This window comes from Actinocorallia sp. B10E7, from assembly GCF_039871655.1.
GTDB lineage: Bacteria > Actinomycetota > Actinomycetes > Streptosporangiales > Streptosporangiaceae > Actinocorallia.
In genome coordinates this window covers 621499-642649 of sequence record NZ_JBDPLZ010000002.1, presented here as the reverse complement: position 1 = coordinate 642649, position 21151 = coordinate 621499, and the positions used below count along the sequence as shown (strand labels likewise).

Below are 21151 nucleotides of genomic sequence, written 5' to 3'. Positions count from 1 at the left end.
TAATGCGCTGTCTGGTTTGCGAAGGGAAAACGATGTTCGGGGTGGTACGACCCTGTCGGCACGGTATGTGTACGACTTTGTTCAAAGACTGGATGGCCCACCTCTGCGGGTTGTGCCTCACCCTGCGCGATGAGCACGGCCACCGTGCCCGGCTGGTGACCAACTACGACGGACTGCTGGTCTCCGTGCTCACCGAGGCCCAGTCCGCCGAGACGTCCCCGCGCCGCAAGGCCGGAGCGTGCGCGCTGCGGGGCTTCAAGAGCGCCGACGTGGTGACGGCGCGGGCCGAGGGCGCGCGCCTGGCCGCCGCCGTCTCCCTGCTGCTGGCCGCGGGCAAGACCCGCGACCACATCGCCGACGGCGACGGTCCCTACGCCCGCAGGCCGGTCGCCGCGGCCGCCGGCCGGATGGCCGACCGCTGGGACGCCGCGGGCGGCACGACCGGGGAGGGCCTGGGCTTCGACGTGGACGTCCTCCGGGACGCCGTGGCCCGCCAGACCGTGCTGGAACGGACGCCGGGCCTCACCCTGCTGGAGCTGCTGGAGCCGACCGAGACCGCCGTCGCGGCCGCCTTCGCGCACACCGCGGTGCTGGCGGGCAGGCCGGGCAACGCCGAACCCCTGGCCGAGGCCGGCCGGTTCTTCGGCAGGCTCGCCCACCTGCTGGACGCCGTCGAGGACCTGCCCGCCGACCACTCCATCGGGGCCTTCAACCCCCTGACCGCCACCGACACCCCCCTGCGCGAGGCCCGGCGCCTGTGCGACGAGTCCCTGCACGGGCTGCGCCTGGCCCTGGCCGAGGTCGAGTTCGAGGACCGCGCGCTGGTGAAGGCCCTGCTGGAACGGGAGGTCCGCAAGGCGGTGGACCGGACGTTCCAGGGCCACCCGTACGCGGTGTTCGACGAGCCCTCCGCCTCCAGCCGGGGAGGGCTTCCCGTCCTGCCCGCCGTAGGCCAGTACCCCCCGCCGGGGCACTACCCCCCGCCCGGGCAGGTCCCTCCCGGCTACCGTCCGCCCAAGAGCCGTCCGGGCTGCGGACCCGAACTGTGCCTGGCCGGCTCCCTGGTCGGCTGCACCTGCGGCCTGTGGCGGCCGGAGTGGAGCGAGTACCACGGGTCCCCGTGCTCCGACCGGTGCGCCTGCACCCGGTGCGACGGCTGCGGCGACTGCTGCTCGGGCTGCGACGGCTGCTCAAACTGCTGCGGGGACGGCTGCTGCTGCGACTGCGGCTGCGACTGCTGACCCCCCGTCAGGGGCGGGCGGGCGCCGTCCGCCCCGAGGGGTCAATAAGGTGGAAGGGTCTCCAGCCCCGAACCGAGAAGACCATGACCTCTCCTGCTCGACGGATCGGCCCGCTCACCGCGCTGGCCACGCTTCTGCTGCTCCTCCTCGCCGCTCCCGCCCGGGCGCACACCGCGCTCACCGGCAGCACCCCCGCCGACGGAGCCGAGATCGCCGCCCCTTCCCAGGTGACGCTGACCTTCAACGAGGCCCTGCGCTCGGCCAAAGTCGTCATCCGCCCGGAGAAATCCGAGGCCGAGGTGCAGAAGGGCGCCGCCGATCTGGACGGCGAGAAGGTCGTCCAGAAGATCAAGGGGACCCTGCCCGCCGGGAAGTACACCGTCGGCTACCGGGTGATCTCCGCCGACGGCCATCCGGTCACCGGGGTGCTGTCCTTCACGGTGACCGGTGAGGGCGGCACCGGTCCCGCCGCCGAAGACCCCGGTACCGGCCAGGGCGCGCAGAGCGCCGAGGACGCCCCGGCCGAGGGCGGCGCCACCCGCTGGATCATGGTCGGCGCCGGGCTGGCCGCCGGCGCGGGCATCGGCCTCATGTTCACGATGCGGCGGCGTCGCTGATGCGCGGGGTCGCCAAGGCCGCCGCCATCGCGGTCGTCACCACCGTGATCGGCCTGGTCGGCGCGCTCTACGTCGGCGGGGCGGTCGCCGAACGGGTCATCCCCGGCATCAGCGACGCCGGGGTCCTGGTCCGCTGGGGACTGCCGGTGGTCCGCACCGTGATGGACATCGCCGCGGCTCTGACCGTCGGCTGCCTGGTCATGGCGGTCGTGCTGCTCCCCCTGATCAAGGACGGCCTGACCTCGGCGGCCCAGCGCTACCTGCAGGCGTCGGCCTGGTGCGCCGCCGTCTGGGCCGCCGCCGCGGGAGCCACCCTGGTGCTGACCGTCGCCGAGATCCTCGGCCTTCCGGTCACCGGGCTGCTGCGCGGCCACGAGCTGTCCAGCTATGCCGGGCAGATCCCGCAGGGGACCGCGCTGCTGGTGGTCATCCTCATGAGCGTGATGGTGGCGCTGCTGGCCCGCACGGTCTCCACCCCGGCCGCCTCCCTGGGCCTGCTGGCGCTGGCCCTGGCGGCGCTGCTGCCGCCCGGGCTGACCGGCCACTCGGCCTCCTCCCCCAACCACTCGGTCGCTGTGGTCGGGCTCGCCCTGCACCTGCTGGCCGTGGTGCCCTGGGTGGGCGGGCTCGCCGTCCTGGTCTGGCACGCGATGAGCGGGGGCCGGCTGCTGGACACCGCCGTCAGCCGGTTCAGCCGGCTGGCCGTCGGGTGCCTGGTCGTGACGGGCCTGTCCGGGCTGGCCAACACCGTCTCCCGGCTGCCCGACCCGCTGCAGCTGTTCACCACCGACTACGGCCGGATCATCCTGGTCAAGATCGTGCTGCTCGCCGTCCTGGGCTGGATCGGCTGGCGGCACCGGGAGCACACGGTCCCGGCGATCCGCGAGGGCAGGCCCCTGGCGTTCACCCGGCTCGCCGTCGTCGAGGCGGCGATCATGGGCGCGACCATGGGCGTGGCGGTCGCGCTCGCCCAGACCGCTCCCCCGGCCACGACCGGCTCGGTGAGCACGGTGGAGGCGCTGATCGGCTACGAGATGCCGCCTCCGATCACCGTGGCCAGGCTCGCCTCGCTGTGGCGGTTCGACCTGTTCTGGGTGGTGCTGATCCTGGTGCTGGGCGGCCTGTACCTGGCCGGGGTGCTGCGGCTGCGCCGCCGCGGCGACTCCTGGCCGTGGGGCCGCACGATCGCCTGGTGCGTCGCGCTCGTCTCCCTCGCCATCGTCACCCTGAGCGGTGTCGCCACCTACGCCCCGGTGTTGTTCAGCGTGCACATGGCCCAGCACATGACGCTCGCCATGATGACCCCGATCTTCCTGGTGCTGGGCGCCCCGATGACCCTGGCGCTGCGCGCGCTCAGGCCCGCCGAGGTGCGCGGCGACCGGGGGCCGCGCGAGTGGCTGTCCGCCTTCCTGGGCAGCCGGTACACCAGGGTCATGGCCCATCCGGTGGTCGCCGGGCTGATCTTCATCGGCAGCACCTACGCCCTGTACTTCAGCCCCGCGTTCGAGTGGATGATGCGCAACCACCTCGGGCACATCTGGATGCTGGTGCACTTCCTGCTCAGCGGCTACCTGTTCTACTGGGTGATCATCGGCGTGGACCCGTCGCCGCACAAGATCCCCCACGTGGCCCGGCTGCTGATGCTGTTCGTCACCATGCCGTTCCACGCGTTCTTCGGCATCGCGCTGATGAACATGGGCGAGCCGCTGGCCGCCGACTGGTACAAGGCGGTCCAGCCCCCGTGGGGCGTCACGGCCGTGCACGACCTGCAGACGGGCGGCGCCATCGCCTGGGGCTTCGGCGAGATCCCCACCTTCGTCGTGCTGATCGCGATCGTCGTCCAGTGGGCGGTCTCCGACCAGAGGCTCTCCCGCCGCACCGACCGCAAGGCCGAACGCGACGAGGACGCCGAGCTCGCCCGCTACAACGCGATGCTCTCCCAGCTCAAAGACCCCGGCCAGTCCGGTTCCTCCGCCAAGGCTGGCGCCGATTAGCGCGGCTGGATGAAGCCGCTCTCGTAGGCGAAGATCACCGCCTGGGTGCGGTCCCTGGCGCCGAGCTTGGCGAGCAGGTTGCCCACGTGCGTCTTGACCGTCTGGGGGCTGACCACCAGGGAGTCGGCGATCTCGGCGTTGGACAGGCCGGAGGCCATCAGCCGCAGCACCTCGGCCTCGCGTTCGGTCAGCCGGTCGTGCCAGTCTGCGCGCGCGTGGGCGGGCTGGCCGTGCTCGGCGACCAGCGCCCGGATCGCCGCGGGGAAGAGCAGGGTGTCCCCCTGGACGACCATCCGGATGGCCTGCAGGATCTCCTCGGGCCGCGAGCGCTTCAGGAGGAAGCCGCTCGCCCCTGCGCGCAGGGCGTCGTAGACGTGGTCGTCGTTCTCGAAGGTGGTGACCACCAGGATCCGGGGCGGGCGCGGGACCCTCGCCAGGAGGTCGCGGGTGGCCTGGATCCCGTCGATCCCCGGCATCCGCACGTCCATGAGCACCACCTCGGGCCCGAGCCGGAGCGTCTCGCTCAGCGCCTCCGCCCCGTCGGCCGCCTCGCCGACCACCTCCAGGTCCGGTTCGGCGGCCACGATGGCCCGCAGTCCCGCGCGGATCAGCCTCTCGTCGTCGACGATCAGCACCGTGGTCATGTGTTCCCCTTCGGAATCGGGATGGAGGCGCGCAGGTACCAGCGGCCCCGGTCGGAGCCGGCGCTCAGCCTGCCGCGCAGGACGTGGACCCGTTCGCCCAGTCCGGCCAGCCCCCGGCCGCCGGTCCCTCCGCCGCCGTGGGTGCGCGTGCCCATCGGGTTGCTCAGTTCCAGGTCGAGTTCGGCGGGGCCGACGGACAGCAGCAGGTCGACCGGCACGTGCCCGGCGTGCTTCGCCACGTTGGTCAGGCCCTCCTGGACGATCCGGTAGGCCTCCCGGGAGACTACGGCGGGCAGCCTGTCCAGGTCCCCCGTCCGGCGCAGGTCGATCTCCAGGCCGGTCTTGCCGAGCAGCTCCTCCAGATCGCGCAGGGTCCGCTGGGGGGTGCGGCGCCGGCCCGCCTCCTCTTCGCGGAGGAGGCCGAGGACGTGGTCGAGGTCCTCCAGCGCGGTCCGCGCGCACTCCTCGATCGCCTGCAGCGCCTGCCGGACGAACGCCGGGTCCCGTTCCAGGACCCGGGCCGCCGCGCCGGACTGCACGGTGACGATGCTGAGGGCGTGTCCGACGGAGTCGTGCAGCTCCCGGGCGAGCCTGGTGCGTTCGGCCTGGGCCTCGGCCCGCCGCTCGGCCGCGGCGATCCGCTCCTCGGGCGAGGGCCCCAGGGCCCAGGCGGCGCCCCTGGCGGCCAGCCCGCCGAGCAGGACGACCCCGTAGCCGAAGGCCAGCAGCGGGAGAAGCCCCAGCGGAAGCGCCCACGTGATCGTCCAGCCCCGTGGCGGCCAGGGCAGCGTGTCCCCCGGAGGCCCGCCGTGGAAGGGCAGGCTGAGGATCCAGCAGGCCAGCAGGGGGACGATCACGCTGAAGAGGCCGACCAGCCCGCCGACCAGCACGTGGACGGTGAACCACACGGCGGCGCGGGCGCGGGCCGGCCATCGGGTGTCCTGGCCCGGCTGCTCCGGCGCGCCCAGCATCTCCAGGGAGATCGAGCACTCCAGCCGGCGCGCCACCGGCAGCAGGCCGGTCACGAACAGCCCGCCCGCCAGGATGAGCAGGAACCCCGGAAGCTGCGCCCAGAGCGAGTCGGCCCCGCCGAGCATCTCGCCCGTGATGCCGCCCGCGACCATCGCGATGGTCAGGTAGGGGGTGGCCATCATCCCGCCGAGGATCATGAACGCCCAGCGCCGCCACGTCACCGTCGAGTAGAGCGGGCGGAGCAGGGACCTGGGCACCCTTTCATCCTTCCAGCCGACGCCGCCCCGGGGCCTCCCCCCCAGGTGCCGTCCGGATATCCCCCGCGCGCGGGAGTGACGCAAGAGACAGAACCCAGTTCTATAAATCAAGGTCCTCTCTTACTAAGGTGCTCGAGAGGTTAAAAGTGTCAGTGACTGACGATAGCGTGCGAACATGAGCGGCAGGGAAGACAACACAGGGCCCAGGCCCACCGACCCCGAAGGCCATCGGACGCCCGGTGGCCGCCGGGCCGTGCGGCTCGACGCCCGCACGCCCGGTCCCGTCTCCTCCTTCATCCGTTTCGTCGTCTGCGGCGGCGGCGTCACCCTCCTGTCCAGCTGGGCGCTCGTCCTGCTGGACGCCGCCATGAGCCTGGTCCTCGCCAACGCGCTGGTCACCGCCGCGGGCACCCTCCTGGTCAACGAGCTGCACGGACGCGTGTCCTTCAAGAGCGACCGGCGCGGCTGGCGCATGCACGGCGAGTCGACGCTCACCGCGCTCGGCGCCTACCTGGTGACCACCGGGGCGATGCTGACGCTGCACCACCTCGTCGTCCACCCCAGCGCCCTGCTCGACCAGAGCGTCTACATCCTCGCCTCGGGTGTCGCCGGCACCTGCCGGTTCCTGGTCCTGCGGCTGGTCGTCTTCGGCAGGCACGGCCGCCGCGGCGGCAGGGAATCGGTGGTCCTGGCCGCCTGATCCGCCATCCGCCTCCCCGGACGGCAGAAGGCCCCGGCCGTCGCGGCCGAGGCCTTCTCCTTCTTGAGGATGATCCCTCCTCCTAAAGGCCGACGCAGGCCAGCGCCCTCCGGTAGGCGTCGCGCCGGTGGGTCTCCTCGCCCGTCTCGCCCATGAGCTCGGCCAGGTCGAACCACGCCTGGGCGGCGTCGCGGGTCGACTCCATCTCCTCCAGATGGGTGGCGGCGCGGGTCAGCACGTCCAGGGCCTCGGCCCGGCGGCCCAGCCGCACGTAGGCCTCGCCCAGCACGGTCAGCGCCCAGGCGGAGGTGCGCCGCGGCGCGTCACCCAGCAGGCTCAGCGCCTGCTCGGCCAGCTCGACGGCCTCGGCGGGGCGGCCCAGCAGGGTCTCGGCGCGGGCCAGCTCGGTCAGGCACCAGGCGGTGTCCACCTCGCCGGCCGCGTTGCCCTCGATCTCCCTGCGTGCCTTCAGCAGGATCTCCTTGCCCCGGGACGCCTCGGACGGGCGGGCGCGCAGCAGCAGCGAGACGTAGGCCAGCTTCAGCCGGGACAGGTTGCGCGGATCCTCGTCCTCGCCCAGGAGGCTCAGCGCCCGCTCGGCCAGGGCGACGCCGCGCTCATACTCCCCGCGCATCTCAGCCACGTACGCGGCCTCCCAGTAGGCGGCGATCCTGGCCTGCACGGTGCCGATCCTCTCGGCCCGCGCCACCAGGTCGTCGGCGAGCTGCCCGGCCCGCACCAGGTCGCCGCGCTCGATGCAGCAGCCCAGCAGGGTGGCCCCCAGGTGGACGGCGGCGTCGGTGTACTCGCCCCCGGCCACCGACAGGCGGCGCAGCGCCTCCTCGGCCACCTGGACGCCGGCGCTGGTGTCCCCGCGCTCGCGCAGGCAGCGGCTGAGCGCCACGTGGGCGCGGGTCCAGTGGTCGCGGTCGTACTCCAGGGACGAGTTCGCGGCGATCTCCCGCAGCGCGGCGATGGCCTCCTCCAGCTCGCCGGCGGCCTCCAGCGACAACGCGTGGCCCCAGCGGGCCTGGCGCAGCATCTCGGGCAGCGCCAGCGCGTCGGAGTGGGAGAGCACCTCGGCGAAACGGTCGCGCGCCTCGGCGGCCGCGCCGTTCTGCAAGGCGATCTCGGCGTACTCCAGGGTGACCCGCAGCTCGTCGACGATGTCCTCGCTGACGCCGCTGACCAGATAGGTGGGCGAGCAGTTGAGCTTGCGCGCGAGCAGGTCGATCACGCTGGGGGCGGGCACCCGCTTGTCGCTCTCGATCAGGGAGATATAGCTGTCGGAGAGCTCGGGGAAGGCCAGCTGGGCCTGGCTTATGCCCAGCTTGATACGGAGGTTCCTGATCCGGTCTCCCAGAGTCTCTTGACTCACTGACACCCGCTCCTCTTAACTTGGAGTCATGCCCCGCTTGCACAAAGTCATTACTTTTATGGTGATGCTGGGGACCTTCGGGATCCTCGCACCCTCACCTGCCGCCCGAACCGCGCCCCCGTCAGGGGTGGGGCCGCGTGTGCATTGTTGTTGATTGTGGCGGAGAGAAGCATCACATCGCGCGCAGTGCCAGGAAAAAGTCGACTCTGTCCTCCAAAGTCGACAGGTCACGGCCGGTGAGCTCCTCGATCCGGCGGATCCGGTAACGCAACGTGTTGACGTGGAGGTGGAGCTGCCCGGCGCACCGGTTCCAGGAACCGGAGTTGTCGAGGAAGGCGGTCAGCGTCCGGACGAGGTCGGAGTGGTGCTCGGTGTCGTAGACCTGGAGCGGCGCGAGCAGCCGGTCGCGGAACGAGCGGCGCACCCCGTCGGGCACGGTCGCCAGCAGCAGCGCGTGGGAGTGGATCTCGTCGCTGGTCACCACATGGGCCCGGCCGGTCCTGCGGGCCGAGGCCAGCCGCCGGGTGTGCCTGGCCTCCTCGACCGCGCCGCGCAGCAGCGACGGGCCGGCCGCCGGGGCGCTGACCCCCACGGTCAGCCGTTCGCGCACCAGAGCGGTCTCCAGCAGCGCGACCGACGCGCGCAGCCGCTCGACGAGGTCCGGGTCCGCGTCCGGCACCACGGTCACCGCCTCGCCCTCCAGCGCGGTCACCGCCGCCGCCTCCGGCATCAGCTCGCGCAGCACCGCCACCCCGTCGTCGGCTCCCCCGAACTCGCAGGCCACCGCGACGAACCGGCGTTCGGGGTCGAGGCCGCAGGCCCGCATCCGGGCCGCGACCTCGGCGGGCTCGGCCACCGCCGGGTCCAGCAGCGCGTTCAGCAGCCGGCGCTCGACCCGGTGCCCCTCCTCCAGCCGCGCCCGCTCCAGCGCGGTGAGCGCCGCCAGCTCGTAGGCCGACTCCCGGCTCTCCTCCGGCACGTCCACCAGCGCGCCCTCGCAGACCAGGAACCAGCCGGCCACCCGGTGCGCGGCCCGGGTGTTGACCGGCAGCAGCGTGTAGGAGCCGCCGCCGGCCCCGTCCGCCCCGTTCACCCCGTTCACCACATGGGGCAGCCGCCCGGCGGTCAGGTACTCGGCGGCCAGCCGCACGGGCTCGGGCAGGTCCCGGCCCGGACCCGTGATCACCCGCCCCGTCGGCGACACCACCCAGCAGGCCCGGCCCAGCTCGGCGCGGGTGAGCTCGAAGACCCGCCGCAGCCCGGACCCCTCGGCCACCGAGGAGATCAGCCTGCGATGCCGCCCCAGCACGGTGGCCAGCCCCGCCGCCCGCTCGGCGGTCAGCCGCCGGGTGACCACCTCGCTGATGGTGCCGAACGACAGCTCCCGCGGCACCTCCACCAGCGGCAGCCCGCTGCGCGCGCACGCCTCCCTGACCCGTCCGGGAACCTCGTCCTGGACCGAGAGCCCCACGCCCAGCGCCGTCGCCCCCGCGTCGACCAGCTCCTCCACCAACGCCTCGGGACACTCCCTCAGCTGGGGTCCGATCAATCCGGTGAGCACCAGTTCGTTACCCGACAGGTAACGTCCGGTCTCCACCAGTTCGGTGAGGTAGACCCAGCGGATGGGACGGTCCAGCGCGTGTTCGCCGGACAGCAGGCGCAGGCCCAGCTCGCCGATGTCCAGAAGATCCCGGAGTTTCACTCCCCCAGGCTAGTGGCGGGGGTTTGGAGGATCATCCGAACCCGGCAGGATGTGGTCATGAGCCTCACCCTGAGAGTCGTCGATTCCCTGCGCGGCCGGACCGCCGCCGAACTGCCCGTCCGGCTTGACCGTTATGACGGGAACACCTGGCAGTCCGTGGCCGAGGGGCTGACCGGCGGCTCGGGGGAGATCGAGCTCGCCGCGGCGGAGGGCGGGCTGTACCGGGCCCGGCTGGGCACCGCGCAGTACTTCACTACGAAATTCCCTGAGATACAGGTCATATTCGAGTTCACTCCCGGCGACCGGCTCGAACTCCAGGTCACCCCCGCCGGGTACTCCGCCTGCCTGGTCACGCCATAATTCACCGTGAACCGATTAAGGACATCGGTTCACGTTTTTATGGAAGGACCCTAATGGCGGCAAGCTCGGTGCTGGATCGGCGCTTCGCCCTGTCGGAACGGCGGACCACCGTGGGCCGCGAGTTCCGGGGCGGAATCACCACCTTCGTGGCGATGGCCTACATCCTGCTGCTGAACCCGATCATCCTCGGCGGCGCCACTGACGTGACCGGCGCACAGCTGTCGATCCCCCAGCTCACCGCGATGACCGCGCTGTCGGCGGCGATCTCCACCATCCTCATGGGCCTGGTCGGGAACGTGCCGATGGCCGTCGCCTCCGGCCTGGGCATCAACGCCGTCGTGGCCTACCAGGCGGCCCCCCAGATGACCTGGCCGCAGGCCATGGGCCTGGTGGTGCTGGAGGGCGTGATCATCGTACTGCTGGCCGTCACCGGGGTCCGGAAGATGATCATGGACTCCATCCCGCTGGCGCTCAAGTACGCCATCACCGCGGGGATCGGCGCCTTCATCGCCCTCATCGGCCTGGTCGACGCCGGGTTCGTCAGCTCGGGGGAGGGCACCGTGCTCACCCTCGGCCAGGGCGGGAAGCTGCAGGGCTGGCCGATCCTCGTCTTCACGGCGACCCTGCTGCTGATGTTCGTGCTGCACGTGCGCAGGGTTCCCGGCGCCATCCTCATCAGCATCATCGCCGGCACCGCCATGGCCACGGCGATCAACTCCGTCGCCACCGTCCCCGGCGAACAATGGGGCCTGGTGGTGCCGCAGCTGCCCGAGCGGCTGCTGGCCGCGCCCGACCTCTCGCTGTTCGGGCAGTTCGACCTGTTCGGCGGCTTCGGCCAGGCCGGCGTCGTCACCGCGGTGGTCGTCCTGTTCACCCTGGTGCTGTCGGGCTTCTTCGACGCCATGGGCACCATCGTGGGACTCAGCGAGGAGGCCGGGACCGCCGACGAGCAGGGCCAGGTGCCCGGCCTGGGCCGGATCCTCACCGTCGACGGCGTCTCCGCGGCGCTGGGCGGTGTCACCAGTTCCTCGGCCAACACCGTCTTCGTCGAGTCCGCCGCCGGCATCGGCGAGGGCGCCCGGACCGGCCTGGCCAACCTGGTCACCGGCCTGCTGTTCACGGTCACCCTCTTCTTCACCCCGCTGGCCTCGGTGGTCCCGACCCAGGCCGCCGCCCCCGCACTGGTGATCGTCGGCTCGCTGATGATGGCCCAGGTCGCCAAGATCGACTGGTCCGACCCCGAGATCGTCATCCCGGCGTTCGTGACCGTGGTGATGATGCCCTTCACCTACTCGATCACCACCGGCATCGGCGCCGGAATCGTCGCCTACACCGTCGTGCGCACCGCGCTGGGCCGCCGCACGGGCTGGCTGCTGTGGCTCATCACCGCGGTCTTCGCGGTCTTCTTCGCGCTCGACCCCGTGCAGCAGCTGCTGGGCCTCTGAGAGAACGCGGGAACGGCTGCCCGGAGCCTTGGCAAGAGGCTCCGGGCAGCCGTTTGTGTATCGGCTGGGACACTCTCGCCTGCCGGCGGCCCGGGTGGGCTTGAATGGAGCTCTCCCTGCTGATTCACGGCCAGAAAGGCATGTGGTGGCTTCACCCACCGGGCACGTTCTCATCTCCCCGGACAAGTTCAAAGGTTCGCTCAGCGCGTCCCAGGCCGCCGCTCATCTGGCCGCGGGGCTGGCCCGGCACCGGCCCGACGTCCCGCTCGTGACCCTGCCCGTCGCCGACGGGGGCGACGGCACGGCCGAGGCCGCCATCGCCGCCGGGTTCGAACGGCGGACCGCGCGGGTCGCGGGCCCCACGGGCGAACCGGTCGAAGCCGCCTACGCGGTCCGCGGCGACACCGCCGTGGTGGAGCTGGCCGAGGCCTCCGGGCTGCACCGGCTGCCGGGCGGACGGCCCCAACCGATGACCGCCTCCAGCCTCGGCACCGGCCAGCTCGTCCTCGCCGCCGCCCGGAGCGGGGCCCGCAGGATCGTGCTGGGCCTGGGCGGCAGCGCCTGCACCGACGGCGGCGCCGGGATGGTCCAGGCCCTCGGCGCCCGGCTCCTGGACGCCAAGGGCCACCAGCTGCCGCCCGGCGGGGCCGCGCTGCGCATGCTGCACGCGCTGGACCTGCGCGGGTTCAACGACCTGGCCGGCCTCGAGATCGTCGTCGCCTCCGACGTCGACAACCCGCTGCTGGGCCGGGAGGGCGCCGCGGCCGTCTACGCGCCGCAGAAGGGCGCGGGGCGGGACGGCGTGAAGGTCCTGGAGGCCGGGCTGCAGCGCTGGGCGGACCTGGCCGAGGCCGCCACGCGCCGGACCGCCCGGGACCGTCCGGGGGCGGGCGCGGCCGGCGGGGTCGGTTTCGCCGCGATGACCTTCCTCGGCGCCAGGGTCGAGCCGGGCATCGGCTACCTGCTGGACCTGCTCGGCTTCACCCGGCGGCTGGCCGGCGCCCGGCTGGTGATCACCGGGGAGGGCTCGCTGGACGCCCAGACCCTGCGCGGCAAGGCCCCGGTCGGAGTGGCCCGCTCCGCGGCCCGGGCGAACGTCCCGGTGGTGGCCGTCTGCGGCCGCAGGGCGCTCACCGGGGAGCAGCTGCGCCGCGCGCGGATCAGCGCCGCCTACTCGCTCACCGACCTGGAACCCGATGTGGAGCGCTGCATCAGCGCCGCGGGCCCGCTGCTGGAGCGGCTCGCCTTCGTCATCGCCGAGGAGTGGCTGTGAGCCCGAGCGGGAAGCCTTCCTCGAGGCGCGGCTGACACTGTGTCGCCGAAGCCGCGCGGAGCCGTACACAGTGCGGCTGGCGAGCGGTGCGGGCCGTGGCGCACCCTGGGAGGACGGACGCGGCCCGCGTCCCGCGTACCTGGAGGCAATCGGTGAAGGTCGGCATTCCACGCGAGGTCAAGGATCACGAGGACCGGGTGGCGATCACCCCGGCGGGTGCGCACGAACTCGTCCGCGCGGGCCACGAGGTGTTCGTCGAACGCGGAGCGGGGACCGGTTCGGCCCTGCCCGACGAGGAGTACGCCCAGGCGGGGGCCAAGCTCCTGGACTCCGCGGACGAGGTGTGGGCCGAGGGCGAGCTGGTCCTCAAGGTCAAGGAGCCGGTGCCCTCGGAGTACCACCGGATGCGCGAGGGGCAGATCCTCTTCACCTACCTGCATCTGGCCGCCTCCCGCGAGTGCACGGACGCGCTGCTGGCCTCCGGGACCACCGCGATCGCCTACGAGACGGTGCAGACTCCCGGCGGGGCGCTGCCGCTGTTGGCGCCCATGTCGGAGGTGGCCGGGCGGCTCGCCCCCCAGGTCGGCGCCCACCACCTGCTGAGCTTCAACGGCGGGCGGGGGCTGCTGCCCGGCGGGGTGCCGGGAGTTCCTCCGGCCGAGGTGCTGGTGCTGGGCGCCGGGGTGGCCGGGCTGAACGCCGCCCGGATCGCGATGGGCCTGGGCGCACGGGTGACGGTCGTGGACGTCAACGTCGAGCGGCTCCGCCAGATCGACTCGGTGTACGAGGGCCGGATCAGGACCCTCGTCTCCAGCGCCTACGAAGTGGAGCGCCAGGCGGTCCGCTCGGACCTGGTGATCGGCGCGGTGCTCATCCCCGGCGCCAAGGCCCCGACCGTGATCTCCCATGAACTGGTCGGCCGGATGCGGCCCGGGTCGGTGCTGGTGGACATCTCGATCGACCAGGGCGGCTGTTTCGAGGACTCCCGCCCCACCACCCACACCGACCCGACGTACCGGGTCCACGAGTCGGTCTTCTACTGCGTCACCAACATGCCGGGCGCGGTGCCCCACACCTCGACGCACGCGTTGTCCAACGTCACGCTTCCCTACGCGCTGGCACTGGCCGGCAAGGGCTGGCGGAGGGCCCTCCGCGAGGATCCGGCGCTGGCGCCGGGCCTCAACACGCACGCGGGGCGGCTCACGCACGGCGGGGTCGCCCTGGCGCACGGGCTGCCTTTCACTCCGGTCACGGATCTTCTGGACGAAGGCACCGTCCCGTAACGTGACCTCCATGGGGGAACTGCTGATCCTGCGCCACGGAGAGACCGAGTGGAGCCGGATGCGCAAGCACACCGGCCGGACCGACCTCCCGCTCACGCCGCGCGGGGAGGAGGAGGCTTCCGCTCTCGCGCCCCGGGTGGCCGCGCGCCACATCGTGTGTGCCTTCTGCTCCCCCGCACTGCGGGCCCGCGCCACCGCGCGCCTGGCGGGGCTGCCCGGGGCCGAGCCGCTGGACGACCTGTGGGAGTGGGACTACGGCGGGTACGAGGGCCGCACCACCGCGGAGATCCGCCAGGAGATCCCCGGCTGGGCGGTCTGGACCCACGAGATCGTCCCCGGCGCCACGCCCGGCGAGACGGTCCGGGCGGTCGGCGAGCGCTGCGACCGGGTGATCGCCGCGGTCCGCCCCCACCTGGAGTCGGGGGACGTGGCGCTGGTGGCCCACGGTCACCTGCTGCGCATCCTGACCGCGCGGTGGCTGGGCCTGCCCGCCGACCACGGCAGGCTGTTCGCCCTGCGGACGGGGACCACCTGCACGCTGGGCCTGGAGCACGGCCGGGAGGTCATCACCTCCTGGAACGTCCCCCCGTCCTGAACCGACCCGCCCCCTATGGGATCATCGCTTTGAGTGACCTGTCGATGACGGCTGACCCTGCGGCACCGCGGCCCGCAACGCGGTGATCGATCAGACGACCTGGTAGCCGGCCTCTTCGACGGCCTTGCGGATCTCCTCGTCGGTGAAGCCCTCGCCTGCGACGGTGACCCTGCCGGTCTCGAGGTCGACGTCCACCCCGGTGACGCCGGGAAGCTCGGTGATCTCCTCGGTGACGGAGGCCTTGCAGTGGCCGCAGGTCATGCCCTTGACGGTGTAGGTGCGGTCGGACATGTGACCCTCCTCATAGGTATACCGGGTATGGGTATCAAGCCAGGAACTTAGCATACCCTCTGGGGGCTGGGTACTCTGATGCCGCACCCGCCCTGCGAATGTGAGGCCCGCCATGACCACCCGCGGCTACACCGCGACCAAGGAACAGCTGCAGACCAGACTGCGCCGGATCGAAGGCCAGGTGCGCGGCATCGAGCGCATGGTCGAGGACGACCGCTACTGCATCGACGTCCTCACCCAGATCAGCGCGATCCAGGCGGCCCTCGACAAGGTCGCCCTGGGCCTGCTGGACGGCCACGTCCGGCACTGCGTCGCGCTGAGCGCGCAGGAGGGCAAGTCGGAGGAGATGTCCGAGGAGCTCATGGCGGCCGTCGGCAGGCTCATGCGGCGTGGCTGAGCGCCTCCCGGGTCAACTCGTGGGCGCGCCGGGCCTCCGGCGGGTAGCGCAGTGAAGAGGGCACCAGCCGGCTGGCCCGGTAGAGCGTCTTGAGCGTCGCCGTCGCCGCCAGGTCGGACGTCGGCAGGCCGGGCAGCCCGTACATCCGCCGCGCCCAGCGCGGCAGCGTCGACACCACCAGCACGGCCAGCGACGGCGCGGCGAGTTTCAACGGGGTGTAGGGCATGGGCACCGGGGGGTTGAACAGCCGGCGCAGGCTCTCCCGCGCCTCGTGGCAGGCGTACAGGTGCGGGCGCATCGCCCGGTAGTAGTCCCGCATCTCGCCCACCGAGGCCGGGACGTCCGCGGGGTCGAGGCCGACGACCTCGGCGGCGCGGCGCTGCTCGTCCACGAAGCGGTCGCACTCCTGGCGGCTCAGCGGGAGTCCCGACCGCCGGGCGACGTCCAGGTAGGAGTCGACCTCGCCCAGGTGCACCCACAGGAGGTTCTCCGGGTCGTCCACCCGGAAGGCCTCACCCGTCCGCTGGTCGATTCCGCTCAGCTTGGAATGCAGCTTGCGCACCCGGCGCCCGACCCGTTCGACCTCCTCGAGGTCGCCCCAGGTGCGGACGCCGACGAATTCGATGGTGCGCCCCAGGCGCGCCCAGGCCGCCTCGGGGTCCATCAGCGCGGAGTTCTGCGCGGTGCCCCACATCGAGTGGGGGTGCAGCGCCTGCAGCAGCAGGGCCCGGAGTCCGCCGACCACCAGCACCGGCTCGCCCATGATCCGCCAGGTCACCGACCCCGGCCCGAAGAGTCCGTGGTCTCGCGCGGCATCGTTCTGCATGGCGACTCTCCCGTAAGTGACGCCTTATGTTCCGATATGTCACCGGGCCGCGGCAAGACCAAACGAGCGTCAGTCGATGATCTCCAGCTCGTCCTCCTCGACCGCGGGCTCGACGGTCTGCTCGCTCACCCAGCCCAGGTAGTCGGCGCTGCCGGCCACCACCGGGGTGGCGATGATCTCGGGTGTCTCATAGGAATGCTGTTCGTTGATCAGCCCCGCCAGTTCCTCGAACCTGTCCGCGGTGGTCTTGAACAGGACCATCCACTCCTCGGCGGTCTCGATCTCCCCCTCCCACCAGTAGGTGCTGGCGATCGGACCGAGGACCTGGGCGCACGCGGCCAGTCTTTCGGACACCGCCGCGGCGGCCAGCTCGGCCGCCTCCGCCCGTTCGTCGGTCGTGGTGGTCACCTGCACGTAAGCCTGCGCCATCAAGGGCTCCTTCCCCGCACCAATGATCGTAGCCGCTGGACAACGCGCACGGCCCGCGGAGTCACGACCCGATCGCGGTGACGGTGGACATCGCGGCGCTGACCCCGCGCCCGGACCCGGGCACGCTCTCCTGCTACGGCCTGACCTCCGCGTAGCGCTCTCTGATCCGGGGGACGGGCTCGGCGTCGTAGCGCTCCCGACCCGCCGAAGCCCACTCCGGCGGGTCGGGGGTCCCCGCCAGCAGCCAGGCCGCCTGACGTGCCGCGCCGGTCGCAACATACTCTCCCGGCTCGGGGACGAGGACGGGACGGCCGAAGACGGCCGGGGCGATACGCCGTACGGCCTCGGAACGCGCACCTCCTCCGATGAGCAGGATCCGTTCCGGGTCGGGTCCGAGCGCGTCCACGGCGTCGGCCAGGTGGCACAGCAGTCCTTCGACGGCGGCTCGTGCCATATGGGCGGGCGTGGCGGTGGACGGGCGGAGCCCGTGCAGGGAGCCGGCTGCGTCCGGGAGATTGGGGGTGCGTTCCCCTTCCAGGTAGGGCAGCAGCACCAGGCCGTCCGCTCCGGGCGGGGCGCTCAGGGCCAGCTCGGAGAGGCGTTCGAGGCTCACCCCGAGCAGGGAGGCGGTCGCGTCCAGGACTCTGGCCGCGTTGAGGGTGCACACCAGAGGGAGGTAGCGGCCGGTGGCGTCGGCGAACCCGGCGACCTTCCCCGACGGGTCCGCGCTGGGGGTGTCCGCGACGGCGAAGGCGGTCCCCGACGTGCCGATCGACACGACGATATCTCCGGAGGCACCCGGAGTCCCTCCCACGCCCAGCATGGCCGCCATGTTGTCGCCCGTGCCGGAGGCGACGGCCCTTCCCTCCCACTCCCCCGCCTGTTCGCGCGGACCGAGCACACGCGGCGGTTCCGGAAGCGTTCCGAGTGCGTCCTTCAGCACGTCGTGCCGGTATTCGCCGGTGGCGGGCGACCAGTAGCCGGTGCCCGAGGCGTCGCCCCGGTCGGTGGTCAGCCCTCCGGTGAGGCGGCGGGTCAGCCAGTCGTGCGGCAGACAGACCGAAGCCGTGCGGCGGGCGTTGTCCGGTTCGTGTTCGGCCAGCCAGCGCAGCTTGGCGACGGTGAAGGAGGCCACGGGAACGCTGCCCACCGTCTCGGCCCACCAGCGCGCGCCCCGTTCGGCGACCAGATCCGCGGCGGCGGAGGCCGAGCGGGTGTCGTTCCACAGCAGCGCGTCCCGGACGACTCCGCCGCGCTCGTCCAGGCAGATCATGCCGTGCTGCTGGGCGGCGATGCTCAGGGCCGCCACGTCCGACAGTCCGCCGGCCCGTTCGACGGCCCGCAGGAAGGCGTTCCACCAGGCGTCGGGCGCCACCTCGGTGCCGGGCGGGTGCGGGGCGGCGCCTTCGCGGACGGCTTCGCCCGTCTCGGCGTCCCGGATGACCACTTTGCAGCTCTGGGTGGAGGAGTCCACCCCGGCGACGAGGGTCATCCCCGCACTCCCATGAGGTGTTCCAGGGCCAGCTGGTTCAGCCGGGTGTAGTGGCTGTCGCGCAGGCCGGCGACGTCCGGGTCGAACTCCTCGGCCAGCAGCCCGTCGAGGTCCTCGCCGGGGGCGAGCGTGGGCGCGGCGAGTTCGGGGGCGCGGGTCGCGGCCAGCGCCTCGGCGACCTCGGGGTCGGCCCGGAAGGCCGCCGCCTTCTCCTTGAGGATCAGGTAGGTGCGCATGTTGGCGGCGGCGGACGGCCAGACGTCGGTCTCGGTGCGCAGCGGCTTGTAGTCGAAGTGCCGGGGGCCGTCGTAGCCGCCGGACTCCAGCAGGTCCACCAGGAAGAAGGCTCCCTTGAGGTCTCCGTGGCCGAAGATCAGGTCCTGGTCGTAGCGGGGTCCGTGCTGGCCGTTGAGGTCGATGTGGAAGAGCTTGCCGTGCCACAGCGCCTGGGCGACGCCGTGCGTGAAGTTGAGCCCGGCCATCTGCTCGTGCCCGACCTCGGGGTTGAGGCCGACCCGTTCGGGGTGCTCCAGTTCGTTGATGAAGGCCAGGGCGTGGCCGATCGTCGGCAGGAGGATGTCGCCGCGCGGCTCGTTGGGCTTGGGTTCCAACGCGAAACGCAGGTCGTATCCCCGGTCGATGACGTAGGACGTCAGGACGTCCAGGGCCTCCTTGTAGCGGTCGAGCGCGACGCGGACGTCCTTCGCGGCGTCGGATTCGGCTCCTTCGCGGCCGCCCCAGCAGACATAGGTGGTCGCGCCGAGTTCCACTGCCAGGTCGATGTTGCGGATGACCTTGCGCAGCGCGTACCGGCGGATGTCGCGGTCGTTGCTGGTGAACGCGCCGTCTTTGAAGACGGGGTGGGTGAAGAGGTTCGTGGTGGCCATCGGCACCTTGAGGCCGGTCTCGGTGAGCGCGCGTTTGAAGCTTTCGACGGCCTTGTCGCGGTCGGGTTCGACGGCCGTCAGGTCGTCGTCGTGGAAGGTGACGCCGTAGGCGCCCAGTTCGGCGAGGCGGTGGAGGGTCTCGGACGGGTCCAGCGGGGGCCGCGTCGCGTCGCCGAACGGGTCCCGGGCCTGCCAGCCGACGGTCCACAGGCCGAAGGTGAAGCGGTCCTCGGGCTTGGGCTTGTAGGCGTGCATTCCCGGCCTCCTCTATTTAGTCCATAATGTGAACTAAAGGGGACCACAGGGAGGTGGCATCGTCAAGACCGTGAACCAGCCGGTACGCCACGGGGCGATGCGCGCCCGCAACCTGGCACTGGTCCTCGGCGAGATCGCCGGGGGCGGCCCGCTGACCCGCGCCGCCCTCGCCGAGCTCACCGGGCTGACCAAGACCACGGTCTCCAGCCTGGTCGCCGACCTGCTCTCCGCCGGGCTGGTCGCGCAGGCTCCCGCCGCCCGCGGCGGGGAGCGCGGCAGGCCCGGTGTGGAGGTGCGGCTGAGCGGCGAACACGTCGCCGCCCTCGGGCTGGAGGTCAACGTCGACTACCTGGCGGCCTGCCTCGTCGACCTGACCGGGGCCGTCCGGGCCCGGCGCACCGTCCGGGCCGACAACCGGGCGAGCCGCCCCGAGCCCGTGCTGGCCGCGCTGGACCGCCTGGCGGGCGAGACCCTCGCCGGCGTCCCGTCCCTGCGCGTCGCCGGGGCGGTCCTCGCCGTCCCGGGAACGGTCGGCGAAAGACGCGTCCACCACGCGCCCCATCTCGGCTGGCGGAACGTCGAGACCGCCGACATCGCCGCACGCCTCTCCGTCGCCCCCGTCGCGGTGGAGAACGAGGCGAACCTCGCGGCCCTGGGCGAGCTGGAGTTCGGCGCCGCGCCCCGTGACTTCCTCTACGTCTCCGGCGAGATCGGCGTCGGCGCGGGTCTCGTCCGCGACGGCGGGCTCCTGCGCGGTTCGTCGGGTCTGGCGGGCGAGCTGGGCCACGTGGTCGTCACGGACGGCGGCCCGGCCTGCCGGTGCGGGAGCCGGGGCTGCCTGGAGGTGTACGCGGGACGGGGCTCCCTGCCCGATCCCGCCTCCCTCGCCGCGGACGACCCGCGGGCCGCCGCGGCGTGCCGGCGGGCCGGCCGCGCCCTGGGCCTGGCACTGTCCTCGGCGGTGAACCTCCTCGATCCGGGCACGATCGTGCTGGGCGGCTGCTACGTCCCGCTCTTCCCCTGGCTGGCCCCGGCCGTCGAGGCGGTCCTCGACGAGCGGCTCGGCGCCCTGCGCCCCGCCCCGCCCGCCCTCGTCCCCGCCGTCACCGGCCCGGACGCGGCGGTTCTCGGAGCCGCGGGCCAGGTGCTGCGCCGCGTCCTGGCCGATCCCGCCTCACTCGCCTGAACACCTCGGAGCCGAATGTCCGAAAGGCGAACCGTTTTCCCCTTTGCGGAGTCAGAAGACATGGATGATCCCCCGCCCTGATTTCGCACGGAGAACGACATGTTCAAACGCCTCCTCCCCCTCGCACTGGCCGCCGTCATGGCCACCACCGCGGGCTGCGAGTTCCAAGTGGGTGACGTCCAGACCCTGCCCACCAACGTCCCCACCATGAAGCCCGGCCCCAACACCGGGGCGCCCAACGCCGGTGACCAGCCCCCCGCCCCCGCGCAGAGCGGCCAGCCCGACCCCAACACGCAGTTCTCCGACGCCGACGTCACCAAGGAGATCAACGACGCCATCCAGGTCGTCGACACCTACTGGAGCACCCACTGGTCGGAGTTCTTCACCGGCACCTACTCCCCGCCGCGCGTCCTGGGCGCCTACAACGGCAGCGACCCCAACCGCTTCACCTGCGGCGGCGAGATCGCCGAGGCGTTCAACGCCTACTACTGCAACCCCGAGGACTACGTCGCCTGGGACTTCCAGCTGATGAAGACCGGCTACGCCCAGGGCGACGCCTGGATCTACCTCGTCATCGCGCACGAGTGGGGCCACGCCATCCAGAACCGCCTCCAGACGAGCCTGGTCGCCGAGGCCGGCGAACTGCAGGCCGACTGCCTGGCCGGCGCCGTCCTGTGGGGCTCCCAGACCGACGGCACCCTCACCTGGGAGGACGGCGACACCACCGAGATCGGCACCGCCCTGTCGGCCTTCGGCGACAACTACCCGTGGACCGACCCCAGCGCCCACGGCGACGCCATCGAGCGCGTCACCGCCTTCGGACAGGGACGTGAGAAGGGCATCCGCGGCTGCCTCGCCCAGAGCTGATGACCGGACGGACGGAGCCGCGTCCCGTGAGGACCACCCCGGCGCGGCTCCTCGTCCGCG

21 protein-coding genes are annotated in these 21151 nt (G+C 72.3%); 12 read left to right on the top strand and 9 right to left on the bottom strand.

What is annotated here, in order from left to right; genetic code table 11:
- The first annotated feature begins 2 nt into the window (after positions 1 to 2).
- Genes ABGB12_RS08075 through ABGB12_RS08065 form a run of 3 tightly spaced genes read left to right on the top strand, consistent with a single transcriptional unit; the run spans position 3 to position 3852 of the window.
- Positions 3 to 1241 (top strand): DUF5685 family protein, encoded by a 1239-nt coding sequence (locus ABGB12_RS08075; RefSeq protein WP_347675640.1) that lies wholly within the window; start codon positions 3 to 5, stop codon positions 1239 to 1241.
- Positions 1148 to 1858: a copper resistance CopC family protein gene (locus ABGB12_RS08070; RefSeq protein ID WP_347675639.1), complete on the top strand. Its 711-nt coding sequence runs from the start codon at positions 1148 to 1150 to the stop codon at positions 1856 to 1858. The genes ABGB12_RS08075 and ABGB12_RS08070 overlap by 94 nt, the downstream gene beginning before the upstream one ends.
- A complete protein-coding gene (locus tag ABGB12_RS08065; protein ID WP_347675638.1) occupies positions 1858 to 3852 on the top strand; it encodes a cytochrome c oxidase assembly protein in 1995 nt (664 codons plus the stop codon). The genes ABGB12_RS08070 and ABGB12_RS08065 overlap by 1 nt, the downstream gene beginning before the upstream one ends.
- Here the strand turns inward: ABGB12_RS08065 and ABGB12_RS08060 are convergent.
- Both ABGB12_RS08060 and ABGB12_RS08055 read right to left on the bottom strand, forming a co-directional pair.
- A complete protein-coding gene (locus ABGB12_RS08060; protein ID WP_347675637.1) occupies positions 3849 to 4496 on the bottom strand; it encodes a response regulator transcription factor in 648 nt (215 codons plus the stop codon). The genes ABGB12_RS08065 and ABGB12_RS08060 overlap by 4 nt on opposite strands.
- Positions 4493 to 5725 (bottom strand): histidine kinase, encoded by a 1233-nt coding sequence (locus ABGB12_RS08055; RefSeq protein WP_347675636.1) that lies wholly within the window; start codon positions 5723 to 5725, stop codon positions 4493 to 4495. The genes ABGB12_RS08060 and ABGB12_RS08055 overlap by 4 nt, the downstream gene beginning before the upstream one ends.
- Positions 5726 to 5900: 175 nt before the next feature.
- On the opposite strand from ABGB12_RS08055, the gene ABGB12_RS08050 reads away from it, so the two are divergent.
- Entirely contained in the window at positions 5901 to 6425 is a 525-nt protein-coding gene (locus ABGB12_RS08050) for a GtrA family protein (RefSeq protein ID WP_347675635.1), read from the top strand.
- Between the two features lie 82 nt (positions 6426 to 6507).
- Here the strand turns inward: ABGB12_RS08050 and ABGB12_RS08045 are convergent, their stop codons facing one another.
- Together ABGB12_RS08045 and ABGB12_RS08040 are read right to left on the bottom strand one after the other, a co-directional pair.
- Positions 6508 to 7803 carry a helix-turn-helix transcriptional regulator gene (locus ABGB12_RS08045; protein WP_347675634.1) on the bottom strand — a complete coding sequence of 432 codons (1296 nt, stop codon included), beginning with the start codon at positions 7801 to 7803 and terminating at the stop codon, positions 6508 to 6510.
- Between the two features lie 172 nt (positions 7804 to 7975).
- Positions 7976 to 9505, bottom strand: coding sequence for a PucR family transcriptional regulator ligand-binding domain-containing protein (locus ABGB12_RS08040; protein ID WP_347675633.1), 1530 nt, complete (start codon positions 9503 to 9505; stop codon positions 7976 to 7978).
- A 57-nt stretch (positions 9506 to 9562) separates the two neighbouring features.
- Between ABGB12_RS08040 and ABGB12_RS08035 the strand changes: the two genes are divergently transcribed.
- The 5 genes from ABGB12_RS08035 (at position 9563) to ABGB12_RS08015 (ending at position 14461) form a co-directional block, all read left to right on the top strand.
- Positions 9563 to 9865 (top strand): hydroxyisourate hydrolase, encoded by a 303-nt coding sequence (locus ABGB12_RS08035; protein WP_347675632.1) that lies wholly within the window; start codon positions 9563 to 9565, stop codon positions 9863 to 9865.
- A gap of 53 nt (positions 9866 to 9918) precedes the next feature.
- Positions 9919 to 11310: an NCS2 family permease gene (locus ABGB12_RS08030; protein WP_347675631.1), complete on the top strand. Its 1392-nt coding sequence runs from the start codon at positions 9919 to 9921 to the stop codon at positions 11308 to 11310.
- A 145-nt stretch (positions 11311 to 11455) separates the two neighbouring features.
- On the top strand, positions 11456 to 12583 hold the full coding sequence (locus ABGB12_RS08025; protein WP_347675630.1) for a glycerate kinase: 1128 nt from the start codon (positions 11456 to 11458) through the stop codon (positions 12581 to 12583).
- A 152-nt stretch (positions 12584 to 12735) separates the two neighbouring features.
- On the top strand, positions 12736 to 13866 hold the full coding sequence (gene ald, locus ABGB12_RS08020) for an alanine dehydrogenase (RefSeq protein ID WP_347675629.1): 1131 nt from the start codon (positions 12736 to 12738) through the stop codon (positions 13864 to 13866).
- 10 nt (positions 13867 to 13876) lie between these two features.
- Positions 13877 to 14461 (top strand): histidine phosphatase family protein, encoded by a 585-nt coding sequence (locus ABGB12_RS08015; RefSeq protein ID WP_347675628.1) that lies wholly within the window; start codon positions 13877 to 13879, stop codon positions 14459 to 14461.
- 90 nt (positions 14462 to 14551) lie between these two features.
- Here ABGB12_RS08015 and ABGB12_RS08010 read toward each other — a convergent pair whose 3' ends face one another.
- Entirely contained in the window at positions 14552 to 14752 is a 201-nt protein-coding gene (locus ABGB12_RS08010) for a cation transporter (protein ID WP_347675627.1), read from the bottom strand.
- A gap of 112 nt (positions 14753 to 14864) precedes the next feature.
- Here ABGB12_RS08010 and ABGB12_RS08005 point away from each other — a divergent pair, with 112 nt between their 5' ends.
- Positions 14865 to 15149, top strand: a complete 285-nt coding sequence (locus tag ABGB12_RS08005; protein WP_347675626.1) for a metal-sensitive transcriptional regulator — start codon at positions 14865 to 14867, stop codon at positions 15147 to 15149.
- On the opposite strand, the gene ABGB12_RS08000 is transcribed toward ABGB12_RS08005, so the two are convergent.
- From ABGB12_RS08000 to xylA, 4 genes are all read right to left on the bottom strand, one after another.
- Positions 15133 to 15975: an oxygenase MpaB family protein gene (locus tag ABGB12_RS08000; protein ID WP_347675625.1), complete on the bottom strand. Its 843-nt coding sequence runs from the start codon at positions 15973 to 15975 to the stop codon at positions 15133 to 15135. The genes ABGB12_RS08005 and ABGB12_RS08000 overlap by 17 nt on opposite strands.
- A 69-nt stretch (positions 15976 to 16044) precedes the next feature.
- The gene (gene cutA / locus ABGB12_RS07995) at positions 16045 to 16404 is read right to left on the bottom strand and encodes a divalent-cation tolerance protein CutA (RefSeq protein ID WP_347675624.1); all 360 of its coding nucleotides are present in this window, start codon (positions 16402 to 16404) and stop codon (positions 16045 to 16047) included.
- Positions 16405 to 16537: 133 nt separating this feature from the next.
- Positions 16538 to 17896 (bottom strand): xylulokinase, encoded by a 1359-nt coding sequence (gene xylB, locus ABGB12_RS07990; RefSeq protein ID WP_347675623.1) that lies wholly within the window; start codon positions 17894 to 17896, stop codon positions 16538 to 16540.
- A complete protein-coding gene (gene xylA, locus ABGB12_RS07985) occupies positions 17893 to 19038 on the bottom strand; it encodes a xylose isomerase (RefSeq protein ID WP_347675622.1) in 1146 nt (381 codons plus the stop codon). The genes xylB and xylA overlap by 4 nt, the downstream gene beginning before the upstream one ends.
- A gap of 70 nt (positions 19039 to 19108) precedes the next feature.
- Between xylA and ABGB12_RS07980 the strand changes: the two genes are divergently transcribed.
- Together ABGB12_RS07980 and ABGB12_RS07975 are read left to right on the top strand one after the other, a co-directional pair.
- A complete protein-coding gene (locus tag ABGB12_RS07980; protein WP_347675621.1) occupies positions 19109 to 20224 on the top strand; it encodes an ROK family transcriptional regulator in 1116 nt (371 codons plus the stop codon).
- Positions 20225 to 20323: 99 nt separating this feature from the next.
- Positions 20324 to 21091 carry a neutral zinc metallopeptidase gene (locus ABGB12_RS07975; RefSeq protein ID WP_347675620.1) on the top strand — a complete coding sequence of 256 codons (768 nt, stop codon included), beginning with the start codon at positions 20324 to 20326 and terminating at the stop codon, positions 21089 to 21091.
- Positions 21092 to 21151 lie beyond the last annotated feature (60 nt).

Excerpts from the sequence above, each read along its gene's own strand:
- ABGB12_RS08015 (WP_347675628.1), top strand. The coding sequence starts at position 13,877 with ATGGGGGAACTGCTGATCCTGCGCCACGGAGAGACCGAGTGGAGCCGG.
- ABGB12_RS08075 (WP_347675640.1), top strand. The coding sequence starts at position 3 with ATGCGCTGTCTGGTTTGCGAAGGGAAAACGATGTTCGGGGTGGTACGA.
- ABGB12_RS08060 (WP_347675637.1), bottom strand. The coding sequence starts at position 4,496 with ATGACCACGGTGCTGATCGTCGACGACGAGAGGCTGATCCGCGCGGGA.
- ABGB12_RS08000 (WP_347675625.1), bottom strand. The coding sequence starts at position 15,975 with ATGCAGAACGATGCCGCGCGAGACCACGGACTCTTCGGGCCGGGGTCG.
- cutA (WP_347675624.1), bottom strand. The coding sequence starts at position 16,404 with ATGGCGCAGGCTTACGTGCAGGTGACCACCACGACCGACGAACGGGCG.
- ABGB12_RS08050 (WP_347675635.1), top strand. The coding sequence starts at position 5,901 with ATGAGCGGCAGGGAAGACAACACAGGGCCCAGGCCCACCGACCCCGAA.
- ABGB12_RS08010 (WP_347675627.1), bottom strand. The coding sequence starts at position 14,752 with ATGTCCGACCGCACCTACACCGTCAAGGGCATGACCTGCGGCCACTGC.
- ABGB12_RS08035 (WP_347675632.1), top strand. The coding sequence starts at position 9,563 with ATGAGCCTCACCCTGAGAGTCGTCGATTCCCTGCGCGGCCGGACCGCC.
- xylB (WP_347675623.1), bottom strand. The coding sequence starts at position 17,896 with ATGACCCTCGTCGCCGGGGTGGACTCCTCCACCCAGAGCTGCAAAGTG.
- ABGB12_RS08005 (WP_347675626.1), top strand. The coding sequence starts at position 14,865 with ATGACCACCCGCGGCTACACCGCGACCAAGGAACAGCTGCAGACCAGA.
- xylA (WP_347675622.1), bottom strand. The coding sequence starts at position 19,038 with ATGCACGCCTACAAGCCCAAGCCCGAGGACCGCTTCACCTTCGGCCTG.
- ABGB12_RS08065 (WP_347675638.1), top strand. The coding sequence starts at position 1,858 with ATGCGCGGGGTCGCCAAGGCCGCCGCCATCGCGGTCGTCACCACCGTG.
- ABGB12_RS07975 (WP_347675620.1), top strand. The coding sequence starts at position 20,324 with ATGTTCAAACGCCTCCTCCCCCTCGCACTGGCCGCCGTCATGGCCACC.
- ABGB12_RS08030 (WP_347675631.1), top strand. The coding sequence starts at position 9,919 with ATGGCGGCAAGCTCGGTGCTGGATCGGCGCTTCGCCCTGTCGGAACGG.